Consider the following 21,416-nt stretch of genomic DNA (forward strand, 5'->3'; position numbering starts at 1 on the left):
GCCTAACGGTCGCCGATGAGGACGTCGGTGCGGTGGGTGGCGACCCAGTCGGCCAGGTCGTCGGCCGGCATCGGGCGGGCCAGCAGGTAGCCCTGGGCGATGTCGCAGCCGGTCGCGGTCAGCAGCGCCACCGTCTCCCGCGTCTCGACGCCCTCGGCAACCACCTGCAGGCCCAGGTTGTGGCCCAGGTCGACCACCGAGCGGACGATCGCCGCGTGGGCCAGGTTGTCCGCCAGGTCGGTGACGAACGAGCGGTCGATCTTCAGCTCGTGCAGGGGGAGCCGGGAGAGGTAGCCCAGCGACGTCTGACCCTGGCCGAAGTCGTCGATGCTCACCCGTACGCCGGTGGCGGAGACCCGGGCCAGCACGTCCGCCGCGACTTCGGGGTCGGTGAGCAGGGCCGTCTCGGTGATCTCGAGGGTGAGGCGGTCGGGGGCGATGCCCGCGTCGGAGAGGGCGGCCAGCACCGCGTCGGCGAAGTCGGGGCGGGCCAGGTTGCGGGCCGACACGTTGACGGCCATGGTCAGGTCGTCGAAGGCCTCCGCCCAGACCGTGATCTGCGCCAGGGCGGCGGCGAGCACCCAGTGGGTGAGCGGCTCGATCAGCCCGGTCTGCTCGGCGGCCGGCAGGAACGCGTCCGGCGGGACCATGCCGCGGCGCGGATGCCGCCAGCGGACCAGGGCCTCCACGGCGCAGAGCCGGCCGGTGCGCAGCTCGGCCTTGGGCTGGTAGTGCAGCTCCAACTCGTTCGACTCGATGGCCCGGCGCAGCTCGCCGACCAGGGCGAGCTTGCCCACGTCGAAGTTGTCGTGGCGCGCGTCGTAGCGGGCGATCCCGGAGCGGCTGCCCTTGGCCTGGTACATGGCGACGTCGGCCCGGCGCAGCAAAGTGTCGACGTCATCGCCGTCGGCCGGCGCGATCGCGTACCCGAAACTGGTCTCGGCGGAGATCGGCAGCGCGCCGATCATGACCTCGGCCTCGAGGGCGTCGCGGAGCCGGCCGAGCAGCTCCGGCACTTCCGAGTCGGCGGCGCGGGCCAGGACCAGCCCGAACTCGTCGCCGCCCAGGCGCGCCACCGTGTCGCCGTTGCGGACCGCGCCGGCCAGCCGTGCGCCCAGCTCGCGCAGGAGGGCGTCGCCGACGTGGTGCCCGAGCGTGTCGTTGACCTCTTTGAACCGGTCCACATCGGCCACCACGACGGCGACGGGCCGTCCGTGCTCGATCGCGGAGGCGACGCGCCGCTGGAAGAGGGTGCGGTTGGGCAGGCCGGTCAGCGGGTCGCGATCGGACAGCCAGGCCATCCGCCGCATCGTCGACGCCGACACCAGCACCAGGATCGCCCACAGCGCCGCCAGCCCGACCCCGAGCACCGTGTAGAGCGTGTGCAGCCCCGAGCTCACCTCACGGGCGATAGGGGCATAGGGCAGATAGATTTCGAGTACGCCTACGTCAGGCCCGCCGGTGCTCAGCGGAAGGTAGATCTCCACCACCTTCTCGCCGGCCGGCCCTTCGTCGTTGGTGTCGGTGTTCAAATGCGTCAGGTGCGCCACCGTCTCCCCGCCGGCGGCGTCGAGCACCTCGTCGTCGATCGCGTCGGCGGTGGCCCCGAACCCCGACCCGTCATCGGAGAACACCACCCGCCCGGCCAGGTCACGCACCCGCATCCGAACCACATCACCGGACCCGATCGCCCGGTCGGCCAGCCGCCGCAGCGACTCCAGCTCACCCGCCGACATGGTCCGATCGAGCGGCCGCCCGTCCAGCAGCGGCTCGACGGCGGTGCGCGCGATCAGCGACGCCTGGGCACGGCCCTCGACGAGCCCGCGGCTGCGGGCCTCGGCGCGCAGCGCGTAGGAGAGGACCAGCCCCAGGACCAGCACCGGAAGCAGGCTGGCAGCGGCGTAGGCAAGGAACAACCGCCATGTTGGACGGTCGCGGCCATCGAGCCCGGGAAGCGGCACACGGGCACGGTACGCCACTCGGGGAAGACACGGGGGACAAAGCGCCTACGGCAAGGGCCTGATCAACCGGTCGGTCTCGATGGCGATCGGGAAGGGCTCATCGGATCGGAGGACGTGGCCGGCCCGGGCGACGGCGTGCTCCACATAGCGCGCACCCGCGAGTCGGTGCAGACGCAGCCGCACCGACAGCAGCTCGGGCGGCTCCGGCTCGACCAGCAGATACCAGGGGATCTTGGCCGCGGCGTAGCGCCTCATCTTTCCCCGCCGGTCCCATGCCGCGTTGCTGGGAGAGGTGACCTCGGCGACGAGGATGACGTCGGCCGCATCGTTGACGCCCTTCCCCCATCGGAGTTTCCCGATCACGACATCTGGACACACGATGGTGCCGGGGCCGATGCGGGTGTCCACCGCCTCGAACACGGCGAGGCCGGCTGCGCGCGCGGCGGGCTCGAGGAAGTTGGCGAGATAGCGGGAGATGTTCTGGTGGGGGAGGCTGGGGGAGGGGCTCACCTGAATCTTCCAGTCCACGAGCTCGGTCCGGATGTCGAGTTCGCCCAGAGCGAGGTACTCGGCCTCGGTCCAGGTTCTGGACAGGTCAAGTGGCTGCGCGCTCATGGGCAGAGTTTCCCACACGGTCATGCGGAATGTCCTTCGACTACTGGCGGAGTGTCAACCTGTCGTATGTGGATAGTCATACGACAGGACGTCCTGTGTCAACTCCGCTGGTCAGCGGGGGACGGCAAGGGCGGGAGCCTGGGCGGCGTGGGCGAGGTGGGTGGCTACTGCGGCGTGGTCGGTGGCTATCAGGCCGGCCGTGACGCGCAGGTGCGGGGTGCCCGGGGTCGTGGTGAAGGCGGTGCCGGCGGCGGCCGCTATGCCGCTGCTGGCCAGGGAGATAAGGGCCGCCTGTTCGTCGGCTACCGGGAGCCAGATGTTCAGGCCGTCGCCGGGCGGGAGGGGGATGCCGTGGGTGGCCAAGGCCGTGATGACTTGGTGGCGGCGGCGGGCGTACTCGGCGCGGGCGTGGCGGACGGCGGTGACCGAGGCAGGGGAGGTCAGCAGGGCCAGCAGGAGCTGCTGCAGGAGGCGGCTGGTCCAGCCCTGGCCCAGCAGGCGGCGCTCCAGGATGGGGTCCAGGACGGTGGCGGGGCCGGCCACGGCGGCCAGGCGCAGGTCGGGGCCGTGGGACTTGGAGAAGCTGCGGACGTGGACGGTCTGGCGAGGCAGGTGGGTGCCCAGCGACTGCAACGGGCTGCTGGCCACGTCGCCGGCGGAATCGTCCTCCACGGCGTACACGTGCGGGTGTTGCGCGAGGACCGCGGCGAGGGCGGCGGACCGGGAGGGTGACCACGACGCGCCCGTGGGGTTGAGGGCGCGGGGCTGGAGGAAGACCGCGGCGGGGCGGCACGTCATCGCGGCGGCGAGGTGGCCGGGAAGCATGCCCAGCGCGTCGGTGCCGACGCCGACCACCTGGACGCCGAGGGCCTCGAGGAGATCCAGCAGCGGCGGGAAGCAGGGGTTCTCCACGATCGCGCGGTCACCCAGGCGTAACAGGGCCGTGGAAACCTGGTCGATCGCGTCCATGGCGCCGTCGAAGACGGCCAGGCGGTCGGGCGGGAAGGGCCAGGTGTCGCGCAGGTAGGAGGCGAGACCGGGGAGGACCGGCTCGTCGAGGTAGCTGCTGGGGGCGGGGGAGAGGCCGGCCAGGGACGGCAGCGCGGGCAGCAGCAGGGGATCGGGGACGCCGGTGGAGAGGTCGAGGGCGAAACCGGACCGGCCGCGCAGGGCGGCCCGGTAGCGGCCGGGGCCGGTCGTCCGGGACGTGGCGACGACCGTCCCCCTGCGTCCGTCGGTCTGGATGGTGCCGGCGCGGCGCAGGAGCTGCCAGGCTGCGCTGACCGTGGTGGGCGACATCTGCAGCTGGCGGGCGACGGTGCGCACGGGCGGGAGCTTGGCGCCGGGCGGGAGGGAGCCGTCGCCGACCGCTCGGCCTACGGCCTCGGCAAGACCGCGGGCGCTCGGCTGAGTGAGCAGGTCACGCACGGCGTCGAGCCCAAATTCTGAAGGCACTTTGTGACAGTACGATTCGAGCATTGTTCCGTCCAGAGGTGTTACGTAATCTCGGCCCATGATTCGTATCGCGCACTGGATCGGTGGCGCCGAGCGCGCCGGCACCTCGGGCCGCACCGGGCCCGTCTTCAACCCGGCGACGGGCGAGCAGACGGGCGAGGTCGACCTCGCGTCCGCCGGGGAGGTGGCGGCGGCCGTCGCGGTCGCGAAGGAGGCGGCGACGGCCTGGCGGGAGGCGTCGCTGTCGCGGCGGTCGGCGGTGCTGTTCAAGTTCCGGGAGCTGCTCGCCGAGCGGGCCGGCGACCTGGCCGGCGTGATCACCGGCGAGCACGGCAAGGTGCTGTCCGACGCGGCCGGCGAGGTGGCCCGCGGGCTGGAGAACGCCGAGTTCGCGACCGGCATCCCGCACCTGATGAAGGGCTCCTACAGCGAGCAGGCGTCGACCGGCGTGGACGTGTACTCGATCCGCCAGCCGCTCGGGGTGGTCGCCGGCATCACGCCGTTCAACTTCCCGGCCATGGTGCCCCTGTGGATGTGCACGACGGCGATCGCGGCCGGCAACGCGTTCGTGCTCAAGCCGAGCGAGAAGGACCCGTCGGCGGCGCTCTTCCTGGCCCGGTTGTGGCGGGAGGCGGGGCTGCCGGAGGGCGTGTTCACGGTGGTCAACGGCGACGTCGAGGCGGTCGACGCGCTGCTCACCCATCCGGACATCGCGGCGGTCAGCTTCGTCGGCTCGACCCCGGTGGCCAAGCACATCTACGAGACCGGCACGGCCAACGGCAAGCGGGTGCAGGCCCTCGGCGGGGCGAAGAACCACATGGTGGTGCTGCCGGACGCCGAGCTCGACGCGGCGGCGGACGCGGCGGTCAGCGCGGCCTACGGCAGCGCCGGCGAGCGGTGCATGGCCGTGTCGGTAGTGGTGGCCGTCGGCGACGTGGCCGACCCGCTCGTCGAGGCGATCGCGGCGCGGCTGCCGAAGCTGCGGATCGGCGCCGGCACCGACGCGGAAGCGCAGATGGGCCCGCTGATCAGCGCCGCGCACCGGGACAAGGTGGCCGGTTACATCGACGCCGGCGCGACCGGCGGGGCGACCGTGGTGGCCGACGGCCGGGAGGCGGAGGTGCCGGAGGACGGCTACTTCCTCGGGGTCACGCTGCTCGACAACGTGACGCCGGAGATGGCCGTCTACACCGACGAGATCTTCGGCCCGGTGCTCTGCGTGGTGCGCGCTCAGACGTACGCGGAAGCCGTCGCTCTTGTCAATGAGAACGAATATGGGAACGGCACCGCGATCTTCACGCGCGACGGCGGCGCGGCGCGGCAGTTCCAGTTCGATGTGAACGCGGGCATGGTCGGGGTGAACGTGCCGATCCCGGTGCCGGTGGCCTACTACTCGTTCGGCGGATGGAAGGCGTCGCTGTTCGGCGACACTCACATGTACGGGCCGGACGGCATCCACTTCTTCACCCGCACCAAGGTCGTCACCTCGCGCTGGCCCGACCCGGGCACGTCGTCGGTGGACCTCGGCTTCCCGCAGACCCGATGAGCGCGGAAACGGTTCGCGCGGACGACCGCGCCCACGTCTTCCATTCCTGGTCGGCCCAGGGCTTGATCGACCCCCTGCCGATCGCCGGGGCATCGGGCAGCTACTTCTGGGACTACGAAAACACGAAATATCTGGATTTCTCGTCTCAGCTGGTCAATGTCAACATCGGCCACCAGCACCCGAGGCTGGTCGCGGCGATCCAGGAGCAGGCCGCCAAGCTGTGCACGATCCAGCCGGCCTTCGCCAACGACAAGCGCGGCGAGGCCGCCCGCCTGATCGCCGAGCTCGCCCCGGGCAGCCTCAACAAGGTGTTCTTCACCAACGGCGGCGCCGAGGCCACCGAGAACGCGGTACGCCTGGCCCGCGGCCACACCGGCCGGCACAAGGTGCTCTCGACCTACCGCAGCTATCACGGGTCGACCTCGACGGCGATCGCCGCGACCGGGGACCCGCGCCGATGGGCCAACGAGCCGGCCGCGCTGGGCGTGGTGCATTTCTGGGGCCCGTACCCGTATCGATCGCCTTTTTATTCTTCGAGCCCCGAGGAGGAGACGCAGCGCGCGCTGCGCCACCTGCGCGACACGATCGTCTTCGAGGGCCCGGCGACGATCGCGGCGATCCTGATCGAGACCGTGGTGGGCACCAACGGCATCCTCGTGCCGCCGCCCGGTTACCTGGCCGGCGTGCGGGCGATCTGCGACGAGTTCGGCATCGTCTTCATCGCCGACGAGGTGATGGCGGGCTTCGGCCGGTGCGGCGAGTGGTTCGCGGTCGACCGCTGGGGCGTCACCCCGGATCTGATCACCTTCGCGAAAGGTGTCAATTCCGGCTATCTGCCGCTCGGTGGCGTGATCATCTCGGACGAGATCGCCGCGACTTTCCGAGAGCGGCCGTTCCCGGGCGGCCTCACCTACTCCGGGCATCCGCTCGCGTGCGCCTCGGCCGTCGCCTCCATCGAGATCTTCAAGGAGGAGGGGATCATCGAGCACGCCCGGATGATCGGCGACGACGTGATCGCGCCGGGCCTGCAGGAGCTCGCGGAGCGTCATCCCAGCGTCGGCGAGGTGCGTGGCCTGGGCGTCTTCTGGGCGATCGAGCTGGTGCGCGACCGCGGGACCCGGGAGCCGCTGGTGCCGTTCAACGCCGCCGGGGCGGCCGCCGGGCCGATGAGCGAGGTGGCCGCGGCCTGCAAACAGCGAGGTCTCTGGCCCTTCACCCACTTCAACCGGGTGCATGTCGTGCCGCCCTGCACGGTGAGCGCCGAGGAGGTCCGGGAAGGACTGTCGATCCTCGACGAGGCGCTCGAGGTTGCGGATAGGTATTACACGGGCTGACGCCGGATTGCGTAGCTGCAAGGGGCAGTCGACGCCTGATTCCGTTTCAAGTTTGGAAAATTCCTCGGATTCCCTTGTTTCGAACACCCTGCGTGTGACAAGGTCCCTTGCGTCGTCGTGTGGGGGCTGTCACAGGCCTCAGCGGGAGGGTCTTATTCAGTGAACGAGCTGCGGAACTTTGTCGGTGGCCAGTACGCCGGCACCGTGGACGGGGTGACCTCGGAGGTCGTCGACCCGAGCACCGGGGAGGCGTACGCTCTCGCGCCCGTCTCCTCCGCAGCCGACGTCGACCGGGCCATGACCGCCGCGGAGTCCGCCTTCGAGACCTGGCGGGACGCCACCCCGTCCGAGCGGCAGCGTGCCCTGCTGCGCATCGCCGACGCGGTCGAGGCCCGGGCCGATGAGCTGATCGAGGCCGAGTGCCGCAACACCGGCAAGCCGGTCGAGGCCACCCGGCGCGAGGAGATCGGCCCGATGGTCGACGAGCTGCGCTTCTTCGCCGGCGCGGCGCGCATCCTCGAGGGCAAGTCGGCGGGGGAGTACCTGCGCGACCACACCTCCTACGTCCGGCGCGAGCCGATCGGGGTGTGCGCGCAGGTCACGCCGTGGAACTACCCGATGGTCATGGCCGTCTGGAAGTTCGCGCCGGCCATCGCGGCCGGCAACAGCGTGGTGCTCAAGCCCTCCGACACGACACCGGTGAGCACGCTGCTGCTCGCCGAGATAGCCGCCGAGTTCCTCCCGCCCGGCGTGCTCAACGTGGTCTGCGGCGACCGCGACACCGGCCGTGCCGTTGTCGCTCACCCGGCGCCGCAGCTCGTCTCGATCACCGGCTCCACTCGGGCCGGCATGGAGGTCGCCGTGGCGGCGGCGGCCGACTTGAAACGGGCTCATCTGGAGCTCGGTGGCAAGGCGCCGGTGATCGTCTTCGACGATGTCGACCTCGAGTCGGCCGCCGAGGCGATCGCCGGCGCGGGCTATTTCAACGCCGGCCAGGACTGCACCGCGGCGACCCGGGTGCTGGTGCACGGCCGGATCGCGGCGGACTTCACGGCGGCGCTCGCGGCGGCCGCCAAGAACACCAAGGCCGGCCCGCCGTCCGACCCCGAGGCCTACTTCGGCCCGGTCAACAACGCCGGCCAGCTGGCGCGGGTGCGCGGCTTCCTCGACCGGGCGCCCGAGCACGCCGAGATCGTCGCCGGCGGCAACCGGATCGGCGAGCGCGGCTACTTCCTCGAGCCGACCGTCGTGGCCGGCCTGGCCCAGCGCGACGAGATGATCCAGGACGAGGTCTTCGGGCCGGTCATCACCGTGCAGGCGTTCGACGACGAGGACAACGCGGTCCGCTGGGCCAACGACGTCCGCTACGGCCTGAGCGCCAGCGTCTGGACGCAGAACCACGGCCGCGCGATGCGCGTCTCCCGCCGGCTCAACTTCGGCGCCGTCTGGATCAACACGCACCTGCCGTTCGTCTCGGAGATGCCGCACGGCGGCTACGGTCACTCCGGCTACGGCAAGGACCTTTCGATGTACGGGTTCGAGGAGTACACCCGGATCAAGCACGTGATGAGCCACCTGGGCTGACCGCCCCGTCCCCCACCGCGCGAAGAGGAACAACATGACCACCCCCCAGCACAGCGCCGTAACGCAGCCTCCCGGCGCGGCGGCGAACGGGACCCCGGCCATCAGGTTCGCCGGCGTCCACAAGAACTACTTGTCGCACGGCGAGACCGTCCCGGCCGTCAAGCGCACGGACCTGGCGATCGCCCAAGGGGAGTTCTTCTCGCTGCTCGGCCCCTCGGGTTGCGGCAAGACCACCACGATGCGCATGATCGCGGGCTTCGAGGAGCCGACCGCCGGCAAGGTCTTCCTGGACGGCAAGGACGTCACCGGCATCGCGCCCAACAAGCGCGACATCAACATGGTCTTCCAGTCGTACGCGCTCTTCCCGCACCTGAACGTGCGGCAGAACGTGGCGTTCGGCCTGGAGCGCAAGAAGATCGCTAAGGACGAGATCGCCCGCCGGGTCGGCGAGATCCTCGAGATCGTGTCGCTGACCGGCATGGAGAAGCGCACGCCCAGGGAGATGTCCGGCGGCCAGCAGCAGCGGGTCGCCCTGGCCCGGGCCCTGGTCAACCGGCCGCGGGCGCTGCTGCTCGACGAGCCGCTCGGCGCCCTCGACCTCAAGCTGCGCCAGCAGATGCAGGTCGAGCTCAAGCGCATCCAGCGCGACGTCGGCATCACCTTCGTCTACGTCACCCACGACCAGGGCGAGGCGCTGACCATGTCGGACCGGATCGCGGTGATGAACTCCGGCGTGATCGAGCAGCTGGGCACCCCGCGCGAGATCTACGAGCGGCCGGCGACCCGCTTCGTGGCCGGCTTCATCGGCACCTCGAACATCGTCGAGGGGCACTGCGAGCGCACCGAGAACGGGCTGGCGCTGCTCAGCTACACCGCGCAGGACCGGGTCGTGGTGCCGTGCGGCAGCGCGGTGCGGCCCGGCGACAAGATCGAGGTGTCGGTGCGGCCCGAGAAGATCGACCTGCACCGCACGCTACCGCCGGTGACCGCGACCGGTGGGAGCGTGCTCTCCGGCGTTGTCAACGAGGTTGTTTATCACGGAACCTCGACGAACTACACGGTAGCGACGGCGGCGGGCGCCGACTTTACTGTCTTCGATCAGAACGCTTCGAACGCCGAGGATCTCGCTGACCGCGGCGATCGTGTCTATCTGACCTGGGCCCCCCAGCACTCATACATGATCGGAGTCTGATGTCTGCCTCGAACACCCCCGACACCGCCTTTCTTCGTGGCATGACCCAGCGCCGGCTCGGCCGGCGGGACGCTCTGCGGATCTCCGGTCTCGGCGCCCTCGGCGCGGCCCTCGCCGCCTGCGGCGTGCAGGGCAAGGCGAAGCCCGGCGCCAGCGCGGCGCCCGACGCGGTCGCGAAGTACTGGACCGGCAAGGCCAAGACCGGCCACGTCGACTTCGCCAACTGGCCGCTGTACATGGACCCGCAGAAGCCCGAGCTCAAGGCGTTCACCAAGGAAACCGGCATCTCGGTGAACTACCAGGAGGTCATCCAGGAGATGGGTCCCTGGTTCGCCAAGGTGCAGCCGCAGCTCTCGGCCGGCCAGTCGATCGGCTTCGACCTGATGGTCATCACCAACAGCGTGCAGTTCGCGCAGTTCCGCGACTCGGGCTTCCTGGCCCCGCTCGACCACTCCAAGCTGCCGAACTTCAAGAAGAACGCGGCCGCCTCGTACACCAAGGAAGCCTTCGACCCGGGCAACGTGTACAGCGTGCCGTGGGCGTCCGGCATGACCGGCATCGCGTACGACGAGACCAAGACCAAGCGGCCGATCACCAAGCTCGCCGACCTGTGGGACCCGGCGTTCAAGGGCAAGGTCGGCATGTTCTCCGACACCCAGGAGCTGGCCAACTTCGGCCTGCTCAAGGCCGGCATCAACCCGGACAAGTCGAACGCCGGCGACTGGCAGACCGCCGCCGACGAACTGAAGAAGCAGAAGGACGCCGGGATCGTCCGCAAGTACTACGACCAGAGCTACATCGACGCGCTCGGCAACGGCGAAGTCTGGATCACTCAGGCCTGGTCCGGCGACGTCTTCCAGAAGAACCTCTCCGACAACCGGAACTTCAAGTTCGTCATCCCGGAAGAGGGCGGCACGATCTGGACCGACAACTTCACGATCCCGATCACCGCGAAGGCGCCGGTCGACGCGATCACGTTGATCGACTTCTTCTACCGTGTCGACGAGGCCGCGTCGCTGGCGACGTACATCAACTACGTCTGCCCGGTGCCGGGCGCCCAGGCGCAGATGAAGGCGGACGCCGCGAAGAAGTCCGGGGACGACAAGCAGGAACTGCTCGACATCGCCAACTCCAAGCTGGTCTTCCCGTCCGAGGCTGAGTACGCGAAGCTGCACTACTACGTGTCCTTCGACTCGGTGGCCGACCAGCAGGCGTTCCAGAAGACCTTCGAACCGATCACGCTGGGCTGAGGATGAACCGAGTCAAACGACAGCTGGCGCCCTACTTCCTGGTCCTGCCGGGCGGTCTGTGGCTGCTGCTGTTCTTCGCGATCCCGATGATCGCCATGCTGTCGCTCTCGCTGCAGCAGGGCGACGTCGTGTACGGGTACCAGCAGACGTTCCACTGGCAGAACTACACCGACGCGATCTCCGGGTACCACGACCAGCTGATCCGTTCGCTGATCTACGCGGCGATCGGGACGGTGCTGCTGATCGCGCTGGCCTTCCCGGTGGCGTACTGGATCGCGTTCTACGGCGGCCGGCGCAAGGCGACGTACCTGTTCCTGCTGCTCCTGCCGTTCTTCGTGTCGTTCGTGCTGCGGACCATCTCGTGGCGGCAGATCCTCACCGACGACGGGCCGGTGCTGCACCCGCTCAAGCAGATCGGGCTGCTGCCCGACTCGTACCACCTGCTCGGCACGCCGATCGCGGTGATCGGCGGGCTGGTCTACAACTTCCTGCCGTTCATGGTGCTGCCGATCTACGTGGCCCTCGAGCGGATCGACCCGCGGGTCGTCGAGGCGGCCCGCGACCTGTACGCGAGCCCGCCGAACACCTTCCGCAAGGTGATCCTGCCGCTGGCGCTGCCCGGCGTCTTCGCCGGCGTGCTGATGTCGTTCGTGCCGATGGCCTCGGACTACGTCAACTCGGAGGTGCTCGGCAGCCAGTCGACCACCATGATCGGGCAGGTCATCCAGCACAAGTACCTGCAGACCTCCGACTACCCGACCGCCGCGGCGCTCTCGTTCATCCTCATGGCGGTGCTGCTGGTCGGCATCTTCGCCTACGCCCGCGCGCTGGGCACCGAGGACGTGATGAAGGTGGCGGCCCGATGAGCCTGAGCACCCTGGAACGGCCCGCCACCGAGCCGGCCGGCGCGGCCAAGCCGAAGCGCCGGCTCAAGGGCGGCACGCTGCTCTACCTCTACACGTGGCTGGTCATCATCTGGCTGATCATCCCGATCGCCGTGATGATCGCGTTCAGCTTCAACGACACGCCGGGCCGCTACAACCAGAAGTGGGACGGCTTCACGCTCAAGTGGTGGCACCCGGCGAAGCTGTTCGAGATCGAGGACCTCACCAAAGCGCTGTGGACGTCCCTCGCCATCGCGGTGATCTCCAGCGTCGTCTCGGCGGCGCTGGGCACCGGCATCGGCTACGCCCTCGGGCGCTACCGGTTCCGCGGCTCCGGCACGCTGAACGTGATCATGTTCAGCACGATCTCGTCGCCCGAGCTGATCATGGGTGCGTCGCTGCTGAGCCTGTTCGTGTCGCTCGCCGTCGGCCCGGGCTTCGTGACGATCACGATCGCGCACATCATGTTCTCGATCTCGTTCGTCGCGGCGATCGTCCGGGCCCGGGTGGTCACGCTCGACCGCTCGATCGAGGAGGCGGCCGCCGACCTGGGCGCCACCCCGTGGGTGACGTTCTGGAAGGTCACCTTCCCGATCATCCTGCCGGCCGTCTTCTCCGGCCTGCTGCTGGCGTTCGCCCTGTCCATCGACGACTTCGTCGTCACCAACTTCACCGCGGGCAGCACTGTCACGTTCCCGCTGTGGATCTGGGGCTCCACCCGCGTCGGACTGCCGCCGCAGGTCAACGTCATGGGCACCCTGATCTTCGCGTTCGGCGTGCTGATCGCGGTGGTCACCAACATCCGCTCGAGGAAAGAAAAGCGGGCTTGATAACTCGTGGGTTCGCCCTCTTCGTCGTTGAAAGATGCTCTTCCTGAGCCGTACTGGCTCACCCAGGCGGGGGCTCCGGCCCCCGCCGAACCACTGAACGGCCCCACCACCGCGGATCTCGCGGTGGTGGGGGCCGGGTACAGCGGCCTGTGGACCGCGCTGATCGCCAAGGAGCGGGATCCCTCCCTCGACGTGGTGGTCGTCGAGGCCGGGACGGCGGGCTGGGCGGCCTCGGGCCGCAACGGCGGGTTCTGCGCCGCCAGCCTCACGCACGGCTTCGACAACGGCGTCGCGCGCTTCCCCGACGAGATGCCCCAGCTGCTGCGGCTGGGCCGGGAGAACCTCGACGAGATCGCTTCCACGGTCGACCGTTACAAGATCGACTGCGACTTCCGGCGGACCGGCGAGCTGCACGTGGCCACCGAGGAGTGGCAGTGGCGCGATCTGGTCGCCGGTTGCGCCGCCGAGGCGGCGCTGGGTCTCGACGTCGAGCTGCTGGACCGTGATTCCGTACGGGCGGAAGTCGACTCACCCACGTATCTCGGGGCGGTCTGGGACCGCACCGGGTGCGCGATGGTCGACCCGGCCCGGCTGGCCTGGGGTCTACGGGAGGCCTGCCTCTCGCTCGGCGTGCGGATCTACGAGAACACCAAGGTCGAGCGGATCTCCTCGGCGCGAGCAGGGCTCTTCCTGCAGACCTGGCGCGGCGGGGTCTCCGCTCGTCGCGTGGTGCTGGCCACCGGCGCGCACGGCCGGCTGCTCAAGCGGCTGCAGCAGTTCGTCGTGCCGGTCTATGACTACGCGCTGATGACCGAGCCGCTCTCCTCGTCCCAGTTGGCCGCCATCGGCTGGCGCAACCGGCAGGGCATCGGCGACTCCGCCAACCAGTTCCACTACTACCGGCTCACCGCCGACAACCGCATCCTGTGGGGCGGCTACGACGCGGTCTACTTCAACGGCGGCCGGATCACCCCCGCGCAGGACCAGCGGGAGGCGACGTTCGAGGTGCTGGCCGATCATTTCGCGGCCACCTTCCCGCAGCTCGACGGCCTGCGCTTCACACACAAGTGGGGCGGGGTGATCGACTGCTGCAGCCGGTTCAGCGCCTTCTTCGGCACCGCGCACGGCGGCCGGCTCGCCTACGCGGCCGGCTACACCGGCCTCGGGGTGGGCGCCACCCGCTTCGGCGCGAAGGTCATGCTCGACCTGCTGGGCGGCCGGCCGACTGAGCTGACGTCGCTGAAGATGGTGCGCGCCAAGCCGGTGCCGTTCCCGCCCGAGCCGGTCCGCAGCGGCGTCATCCAGCTGACCCGCTGGTCGATCGCCCGCGCCGACCGGCACCAGGGCCGCCGCAACCTGTGGCTGCGCACCCTGGACGCCATGGGCCTCGGCTTCGATTCCTGACGCCCCGCCCCCTTTGCCGGACCACTTTGCTCTGTTCACCAATGGCGGGGGAGCGCGAGGACGCGCGGTGTACTGCGGGCTGCCGGAAACCGTGATGGGCACGCTCGCGGGCGACGGCTCGCCGCTACATGCCTCCTGCGCGGCGATGCGTGACGCGGTCGCGGGCCTGCTCGCGACCGCCCAGGCCGACGGCGCGATCCGGGGCGACCTCACCGCCGAGGAGCTGTTCGCGCTGGTGACCGCGGTGGGGTGGATCGCCGAGCAGGCGCCCACGCTGGAAGGGCGGCGTGAGCGCCTGCTGGCGTTGATCCTTCAGGGCCTCAGAGGTCCAGCCCGGTCAGCACCATGACCCGCGGCTCGGTGTAGTCCTCCATCGCGCTGGCGACGCCCTCGCGCCCGGAGCCGCTGGCCTTCACGCCGCCGTACGGCATCTGGTCGGCGCGGAAGCTCGGCACGTCGCCGATGATCACGCCGCCCACCCGCAGCCGCCGGTGGGCGGCGAAGGCCAGGTCGATCCGGCGGGTGAGGATGCCCGCCTGCAGGCCGAAGGCCGAGTCGTCGATCGCGGCCAGGCCGGCCTCGTCCGAGTCGACCGCGGTCAGCACCAGCACCGGGCCGAAGACCTCCTCGGCGCAGACCTTCGCGTCGGCCGGCACGTCGGTGAGCACGGTCGGCTCGATGGTCGTCCCGTTCCGCCCGCCGCCGGTCAGGATCCGGCCGCCCTTGGTCACCGCCTCGGCGATCCACTCCTCGATCCGGCCGGCGGCGCGGGAGTCGATGACCGGGCCGACGTCGGTTCGCTCGTCGCGCGGGTCGCCGGTGCGCAGCGCTTCCACCGCTGGGATCAATTTCTCGGTAAATGCCGACATATGGCTACGGTGCACGAAGACCCGCTGCACGGCGATGCAGCTCTGGCCGGCCTGGTAGTTCGAGAACGTGGCCACCCGTTGCGCCGCGTACGCGAGGTCGTCCCAGTCCTCGCAAACCAGCACCGCGGCGTTGCCGCCCAGCTCGAGCGTCACGTGCTTCTGCGGCACCGCCGCCCGGATCTGCGCGCCGACCGGACCGGAGCCGGTGAACGAGACCACCGGCAGCCGGGGGTCGGCGACCAGGCCGGCCATCCGCTCGTTCGGCACCGGCAGCACCGAGAACATGCCGGCCGGCAGGTCGAGCCGGGACATGATCTCGCCGAGCAGCAGCGCGGTGAGCGGGGTGGCCGGCGCCGGCTTCACGATGATCGGCGCGCCCACCGCGAGCGCGGGGGCGACCTTGTGCGCCACCAGGTTGAGCGGGAAGTTGAACGGCGCGATGCCCAGCACCGGGCCGCGCGCCACCCGGCGGACCAGCGCGATCCGGCCGGCCGCCGCCGTGTCGGTGTCGAGCCGTTGCAGGTCGCCGGAGAAGCGCCGGGCCTCCTCGGCGGCCCACCGGAACGTGCTGACCGCCCGCGCCACCTCGGCCCGCGCCCACTTGAGCGGCTTGCCGTTCTCGGCGGTGATCAGGGCGGCGAACTCCTCGGCCCGCCGCTTGATACGGATGCTGATCTCGTCGAGCGCGGTGGCCCGGGCCGCCGCCGTGAGCTGGGATGCCGGTCCGGCCGCCGCCGCGGCCGCCGCGACGGCCTCCTCGACCTGCTCAGCGGTGGCGTTGCTGGTCTCGCCGACAACCCCGGTGTCGAAGGGATGACGCACCGTGAAGGTCTCGGTGCCGGTGGCCGGTCGCCCGGCGACGTAGAAGGGGATCACGGCGCGACTGTACCGTTGGGGGAGGCGCGGAAATAGTTGTTCCGCCTCTTGCAAACGACGGAATCAGTGAAATGATCGGGGTTCAAAGCCCGAAGGAGTTGACACATGCCCACCTCCGACGACCTGCACCGGCGCCGGAGCTCGGCCGTGGCGCGCGGGGTCTCCAGCATGATCCCGTCCTACGTCAGCAGCGCCACCGGCGGCACCATGACCGATGTGGACGGACGCGAGTGGATCGATTTCGCGGCCGGCATCGCGGTGACCAACGTCGGCAACGCCGCGCCGCGTGTCGTGGCCGCGGTTCGCGACCAGGTCGAGAGATTCACGCACACCTGCTTCATGATCGCGCCGTACGAGCAGTACGTCGCGGTCTGCGAGGAGCTGGCCGCGCTCACTCCGGGCGACTTCGAGAAGCGCTCGGCCCTGTTCAACTCCGGGGCCGAGGCGGTCGAGAACGCCGTCAAGATCGCCCGGCACGCGACCGGGCGGCAGGCCGTAGTGGTGTTCGACCACGCCTACCACGGCCGGACCAACCTCACCATGGCGCTCACCGCCAAGGTCATGCCGTACAAGCAGGGTTTCGGCCCGTTCGCCGGCGAGATCTACCGCGTCCCGATGTCGTACCCGTTCCGCGACGGCCGCAGCGGGGCGGACGCGGCGGCGTACGCGATCAACCAGATCGAGAAGAACGTCGGCGCGACCAATGTCGCGGCCGTTCTGATCGAGCCCGTCCAGGGCGAGGGCGGTTTCGTCGTGCCCGCCGCCGGCTTCCTCCCGGCGCTGGCCGAGTGGAGCAGGCAGGCCGGGGCGGTCTTCATCGCCGACGAGATCCAGACCGGGTTCTGCCGCACCGGGTCCTGGTTCGCCAGCGAGCACGAGGGCGTCGAGCCCGACCTGATCACCACGGCCAAGGGCATCGCCGGCGGCCTGCCGCTCGCCGCCGTCACCGGCCGCGCCGAGATCATGGACGCGGTGCACCCGGGCGGCCTCGGCGGCACCTACGGCGGCAACCCGATCGCCTGCGCGGCCGCGCTCGCCAGCATCGAGACCATGCGCGAGCTCGACCTCGCCGCGGCGGCCCGGCACATCGAGACGGTGGCCCGGCCCCGTCTCGAGGCCCTGGCCGCCAAGCACCCGCAGATCGGCGAGGTCCGCGGCCGCGGCGCGATGCTCGCCGTCGAGCTCGTCGTCCCCGGCTCGTCCACGGCGGCCGGCCCCACGCCCGACCCGGTCGCCACCGCCGCCGTCGCCAAGGCCGCGCACGAGTCCGGCCTGCTGCTGCTCACCTGCGGCACCTACGGCAACGTGATCCGGCTGCTGCCGCCCCTCGTGATCACCGACGACGAGCTCGACCGCGGCCTGACGCTGCTCGAGCAGGCTTTCGAGACCCTCTGAGATGGAGTCCCCCTTGTCCGATCTTCAGTCTCCCGACTTCGAGAAGCTCTCCGGCGCCGCCCGGGACCATCTCTGGCTGCACTTCACCCGCCTGTCGTCGTACCAGCAGGCCGAGGTGCCGCTGATCGTGCGCGGCGACGGCTGCTACGTCTGGGACAGCCGCGGGCGCCGCTACCTCGACGGCCTCTCCGCGCTGTTCGTCGTGCAGACCGGCCACGGGCGTCAGGAGCTCGCCGAGGCCGCCGCCAAGCAGGCCGGCGAGCTGGCGTACTTCCCGATCTGGTCGTACGCGCACCCCAAGGCGGTCGAGCTCGCCGACCGGCTGGCCGACATCACCCCGGGCGACCTGAACCGGGTCTTCTTCACCACCGGCGGCTCCGAGGCCGTCGAGTCGGCGTGGAAGCTGGCCCGCTCCTACTTCAAGCGGGTCGGCAAGCCGCTCAAGACCAAGGTGCTGTCGCGGCAGATCGCCTATCACGGCACCTCGATGGGCGCCCTGTCGATCACCGGGATCCCGGCGCTCAAGCAGGACTTCGAGCCGCTCGTGCCGTCCACCTTCCGGGTGCCGAACACGAACTACTACCGCCGCCCCGACGAGAGCATGAGCCTCGAGGAGTTCGGTGTGTGGGCCGCCGACCGCATCGCCGAGGCCATCGAGTTCGAGGGTCCCGACACGGTCGCCGCCGTCTTCCTCGAGCCGGTGCAGAACGCCGGCGGCTGCTTCCCGCCGCCGCCCGGGTACTTCCAGCGGGTCCGCGAGATCTGCGACCGCTACGACGTGCTGATGGTCTCCGACGACGTGATCAGCGGATTCGGCCGGCTGGGGGAGTACTTCGGCGGCCTGAAGTACGACTACACGCCCGACATCATCACCGTCGCCAAGGGCCTGACCTCCGGCTACGTCCCGCTGGGCGCGATGATCGCCTCGGACCGGCTGGCCGAGCCGTTCCTGCACGGCACCAACTGGTTCGCGCACGGCATCACGTACGGCGGCCACCCGGTCGGCTCGGCGGTGGCCCTGGCGAACATGGACATCATGGAGCGGGAGGACCTCAACGGGCACGTCCGGCAGAACAGCGACCTGTTCCGGTCGTACCTGGAGCGGCTCTACGACCTGCCGATCGTCGGCGACGTCCGCGGCGACGGGTACTTCTTCGGCATCGAGCTGGTGAAGGACAAGGCCACCAAGGAGACCTTCAACGAGGAGGAGTCGGAGCGGCTGCTGCGCGGCTTCCTCTCGCACGCCCTGTTCGAGGCCGGCCTCTACTGCCGGGCCGACGACCGCGGCGACCCGGTGATCCAGCTGGCGCCGCCGCTGATCGCGGGGGAGCAGCAGTTCGCCGAGATCGAGCAGATCCTGCGCTCGGTGCTGACCGAGGCCTCCAACCAGCTGTAGGTCTTCTGTGTGATGCGGCCCCGGCGTTTCGCTACGCCGGGGCCGCGTTGCTGTAGGAGCGGGCGACGATCTCGCGGAGCACGCCGGTGTCGATGTCGGCGACGCGCTTGAGATAGAGGCAGCCCTTGCCGCGGGTGTGCGGCCCGAGCCGGTCGAGAAGATCGACGTAGTTGTCGAGATATCCGGTCACGTAGAGGACCGTCTGCGCTTTGCGCGGCGCGAAACCGACCGCGATGGTGTCGCCCTCGCGGCCTGAATCGTACTTGTAATGATATTTACCGAAGCCGACGATATTCGCCGGCCACACCTCGGGCTCCTGCCCGGTCACCTCGGTCATCAGCTCGATCAGCAGCCGCGCGTCGGCGCGTCGCCGCTCGTCCGGAATCGTTTCCAGGAATGCGTCCACGTTCGTACTTTACGTGCCCGCCGAAATGTCCCTTGGTGCCGTCGCCTGGAAACCGGACGGTTACCTGACCGCATTGATCGGGGTGATTATCGGGCGAGTGAGGTCAGCCCTCCTAGCCCAAGGAGAATCGGCGTGCGACCAATCAAATCCTACGTGGCGGGGGCGCTCGCCCTCGCCCTGCTGCCCCTGACGGCGGTGTCCACCGCGCACGGCCTGCCGTATCTCGACCCCCGGCTCTCCACCGACCGCCGGGTCGCCGATCTGATGCGGCGGATGACGCTCGACGACAAGATCGGCCAGATGACGCAGGCCGAGCGCGGCGCGGTCACCGGCGACCCCAGCCAGATCACGTCCCTGCGGCTCGGCTCGGTGCTCTCCGGCGGCGGGTCGGTGCCGACCCCCAACGAGCCGGCCGCCTGGGTCGACATGGTCAACACCTTCCAGGCCGCCGCGCTCAGCACCCCGCTGAAGATTCCCATGATCTATGGAATCGACGCGGTGCACGGGCACGGCAACGTCTACGGCGCCACGGTCTTCCCGCACAACGTCGGGCTCGGCGCCACCCGCGACCCCGGACTGGTCTACCGGGTCTACAAGGCAACCGCCTCCGAGGTCCGGGCCACCGGCATCCCGTGGGACTTCGCGCCCTGCGTCTGCGTGTCCCGCGACGAGCGCTGGGGCCGGGCGTACGAGAGCTTCGCCGAGGACCCGGGGCTCGTCATCAAGATGGAGACCGCGATCGACGGCCTCCAGCGCGGCGGGGTCCTCGCGACCGCCAAGCACTACGCCGGCGACGGCGACACCGAGTACGGCACCGGCAACGGCGACTTCACCATCGACCAGGGCATCACCGTCACCAACCGCCGCGACTTCGCCCGCCTCGACCTGGCGCCCTACGTGGCGGCGATCGACCGGCACGACGTGGGCAGCGTGATGCCGTCGTTCTCCAGCGTGGACTGGACCGAGGACGGCGTCGGCAACCCCACCAAGATGCACGCCAGCAGGGAGCTCATCACCGGCGAGCTCAAGGGCCGGATGGACTTCGACGGCTTCGTGATCAGCGACTGGGAGGGCATCCACCAGATCCCCGACCCGTCCGGCGAGCCGGCCCCGACGGCGCTGCAGGTGCGCGTGGGTGTCAACGCGGGCATCGACATGTTCATGGAGCCGAACACGGCCGCGCGCTTCGAGGAGCTGCTCCGGGCAGAGGTGCGGGCCGGCCGGGTGAGCATGGCGCGGATCGACGACGCGGTGCGGCGGATCCTGCGGACCAAGTTCGAGATCGGGCTCTTCGAGCACCCGTACGCGTCGGCCTCTCATATCTCCGACGTGGGCAGCGCCGCGCACCGGGCCGTCGCGCGCGAGGCCGTGGCCGAGTCGCAGGTGCTGTTGAAGAACTCGGGCCACTCGCTGCCGCTCAAGAAAAGCACGCCGGTCTATGTGGCGGGGCGCAACGCCGACAACATCGGCAACCAGGCCGGCGGCTGGACCATCGACTGGCAGGGCCGATCCGGCGACGCGATTCCCGGCACGACGATCCTCGAGGGCATCCGGCAAGTGGCGCCGCATGTCACCTTCAGCGAGGACGGCACCGCCCCAGTCGGCGACGCGCGCGTCGGGGTCGTCGTGGTCGGCGAGACCCCGTACGCGGAAGGCTTCGGCGACGTCGGCGGGCCGGCCTGGCCGTGGGGCACGCCGGCGCAGACCGAACCGAAGTCGATGACCCTGCAGCCCGGCGACAGGGCCGTGGTCGACCGGGTGTGCGCGGCGGTGGCGACCTGCGTGGTGCTGCTCGTCTCCGGCCGCCCGCAGGTGATCACCGACCAGTTGCCCGTCATGGACGCGCTCGTGGCCTCATGGCTGCCCGGCAGTGAGGGGGCCGGCGTGGCGGACGTGCTGTTCGGCAAGCGGCCGTTCACCGGGCGGCTCCCGCTCTCGTGGCCGGCGAGTGTGGACCAGCTGCCGATCAATGTGGGCGACCGCGATTATCACCCCCTTTATCCGTACGGGTGGGGACTGCGCACCGGCGGCGGGGGATCACATGTGGACGCCTTGCGCGACGCGGCCCAGGCCCGGGTCGCCGCCGGACGTGGCGGCCACGACTGGGCGGCGAGGCTGGCCGAGGCCGACCGGGCGCAGGCGGCGGGCGATGACGCTCGCGCGTCGGCCCTGCTGCGGGCGGTGCTGACCGCCTGAGTGAGCCGGGCCGTCGCGGTGTCCCCCCAACGTCGCGGCGGCCCAACCCTCACCCTCTAGTTGAGGGTTGGGGTTGGGGCCTCAACCTCTACCTGACGGTAAATCCGGATGCCGTCCGGCCTCGTCGCGTGGCATCCTCGGGGCATGACACGTGGCGCGCTGTTCGGCCGGCCCCCTCTGGTGGCCGCCTGACTTCGCGCTTTCTTTCGGCCGCCCGCTGGGG

17 protein-coding genes are annotated in these 21,416 nt (G+C 70.2%); 12 read left to right on the forward strand and 5 right to left on the reverse strand.

All coding sequences use genetic code 11. The features are described 5' to 3' along the window. Positions 1-2: 2 nt before the first annotated feature. From ACQPZX_RS23305 to ACQPZX_RS23315, 3 genes are all read right to left on the reverse strand, one after another. On the reverse strand, positions 3-1,880 hold the full coding sequence (locus ACQPZX_RS23305; protein ID WP_433384153.1) for a putative bifunctional diguanylate cyclase/phosphodiesterase: 1,878 nt from the start codon (positions 1,878-1,880) through the stop codon (positions 3-5). A gap of 126 nt (positions 1,881-2,006) precedes the next feature. Further along, positions 2,007-2,600, reverse strand: coding sequence for a Uma2 family endonuclease (locus ACQPZX_RS23310; protein WP_433384156.1), 594 nt, complete (start codon positions 2,598-2,600; stop codon positions 2,007-2,009). Positions 2,601-2,687: 87 nt separating this feature from the next. Continuing rightward, entirely contained in the window at positions 2,688-4,031 is a 1,344-nt protein-coding gene (locus ACQPZX_RS23315; RefSeq protein ID WP_433384159.1) for an aminotransferase class I/II-fold pyridoxal phosphate-dependent enzyme, read from the reverse strand. A gap of 58 nt (positions 4,032-4,089) precedes the next feature. Between ACQPZX_RS23315 and ACQPZX_RS23320 the strand changes: the two genes are divergently transcribed. The 9 genes from ACQPZX_RS23320 (at position 4,090) to ACQPZX_RS23360 (ending at position 14,404) form a co-directional block, all read left to right on the forward strand. Continuing rightward, on the forward strand, positions 4,090-5,577 hold the full coding sequence (locus ACQPZX_RS23320) for a CoA-acylating methylmalonate-semialdehyde dehydrogenase (RefSeq protein ID WP_433384162.1): 1,488 nt from the start codon (positions 4,090-4,092) through the stop codon (positions 5,575-5,577). Further along, complete coding sequence (locus ACQPZX_RS23325) at positions 5,574-6,911, forward strand: aspartate aminotransferase family protein (RefSeq protein WP_433384165.1); 1,338 nt, start codon at positions 5,574-5,576, stop codon at positions 6,909-6,911. Before ACQPZX_RS23320 ends, ACQPZX_RS23325 begins: the two co-directional genes overlap by 4 nt. 159 nt (positions 6,912-7,070) lie before the next feature. Continuing rightward, positions 7,071-8,495 (forward strand): gamma-aminobutyraldehyde dehydrogenase, encoded by a 1,425-nt coding sequence (locus ACQPZX_RS23330; RefSeq protein ID WP_433384168.1) that lies wholly within the window; start codon positions 7,071-7,073, stop codon positions 8,493-8,495. A gap of 34 nt (positions 8,496-8,529) precedes the next feature. After that, a complete protein-coding gene (locus ACQPZX_RS23335) occupies positions 8,530-9,687 on the forward strand; it encodes an ABC transporter ATP-binding protein (protein WP_433384171.1) in 1,158 nt (385 codons plus the stop codon). Then, positions 9,687-10,937, forward strand: a complete 1,251-nt coding sequence (locus ACQPZX_RS23340; RefSeq protein ID WP_433384174.1) for a polyamine ABC transporter substrate-binding protein — start codon at positions 9,687-9,689, stop codon at positions 10,935-10,937. Before ACQPZX_RS23335 ends, ACQPZX_RS23340 begins: the two co-directional genes overlap by 1 nt. Positions 10,938-10,939: 2 nt before the next feature. Next, positions 10,940-11,803, forward strand: coding sequence for an ABC transporter permease (locus tag ACQPZX_RS23345; RefSeq protein WP_433384177.1), 864 nt, complete (start codon positions 10,940-10,942; stop codon positions 11,801-11,803). Beyond that, positions 11,800-12,651, forward strand: coding sequence for an ABC transporter permease (locus ACQPZX_RS23350; RefSeq protein ID WP_433384180.1), 852 nt, complete (start codon positions 11,800-11,802; stop codon positions 12,649-12,651). Before ACQPZX_RS23345 ends, ACQPZX_RS23350 begins: the two co-directional genes overlap by 4 nt. Positions 12,652-12,678: 27 nt before the next feature. Continuing rightward, positions 12,679-14,055 carry an NAD(P)/FAD-dependent oxidoreductase gene (locus tag ACQPZX_RS23355; RefSeq protein ID WP_433384183.1) on the forward strand — a complete coding sequence of 459 codons (1,377 nt, stop codon included), beginning with the start codon at positions 12,679-12,681 and terminating at the stop codon, positions 14,053-14,055. A 67-nt stretch (positions 14,056-14,122) separates the two neighbouring features. Continuing rightward, on the forward strand, positions 14,123-14,404 hold the full coding sequence (locus ACQPZX_RS23360; protein ID WP_433384186.1) for a hypothetical protein: 282 nt from the start codon (positions 14,123-14,125) through the stop codon (positions 14,402-14,404). Here the strand turns inward: ACQPZX_RS23360 and ACQPZX_RS23365 are convergent. Then, positions 14,376-15,800 (reverse strand): aldehyde dehydrogenase family protein, encoded by a 1,425-nt coding sequence (locus ACQPZX_RS23365; protein ID WP_433384189.1) that lies wholly within the window; start codon positions 15,798-15,800, stop codon positions 14,376-14,378. The two genes, ACQPZX_RS23360 and ACQPZX_RS23365, sit on opposite strands and share 29 nt — an antisense overlap. A gap of 105 nt (positions 15,801-15,905) precedes the next feature. Between ACQPZX_RS23365 and gabT the strand changes: the two genes are divergently transcribed. Together gabT and ACQPZX_RS23375 are read left to right on the forward strand one after the other, a co-directional pair. Further along, entirely contained in the window at positions 15,906-17,195 is a 1,290-nt protein-coding gene (gabT, locus tag ACQPZX_RS23370) for a 4-aminobutyrate--2-oxoglutarate transaminase (protein WP_433384192.1), read from the forward strand. A 1-nt stretch (position 17,196) separates the two neighbouring features. Then, entirely contained in the window at positions 17,197-18,591 is a 1,395-nt protein-coding gene (locus tag ACQPZX_RS23375; protein ID WP_433384195.1) for an aspartate aminotransferase family protein, read from the forward strand. Between the two features lie 31 nt (positions 18,592-18,622). Here ACQPZX_RS23375 and ACQPZX_RS23380 read toward each other — a convergent pair whose 3' ends face one another. Continuing rightward, entirely contained in the window at positions 18,623-18,997 is a 375-nt protein-coding gene (locus tag ACQPZX_RS23380) for a DUF1801 domain-containing protein (protein WP_433384198.1), read from the reverse strand. A 132-nt stretch (positions 18,998-19,129) separates the two neighbouring features. Between ACQPZX_RS23380 and ACQPZX_RS23385 the strand changes: the two genes are divergently transcribed. Further along, the gene (locus ACQPZX_RS23385; protein ID WP_433384201.1) at positions 19,130-21,193 is read left to right on the forward strand and encodes a glycoside hydrolase family 3 protein; all 2,064 of its coding nucleotides are present in this window, start codon (positions 19,130-19,132) and stop codon (positions 21,191-21,193) included. Positions 21,194-21,416: the final 223 nt, after the last annotated feature.

It is taken from the genome of Actinoplanes sp. CA-142083, assembly GCF_050942195.1.
Taxonomy (GTDB): Bacteria; Actinomycetota; Actinomycetes; order Mycobacteriales; family Micromonosporaceae; genus Actinoplanes.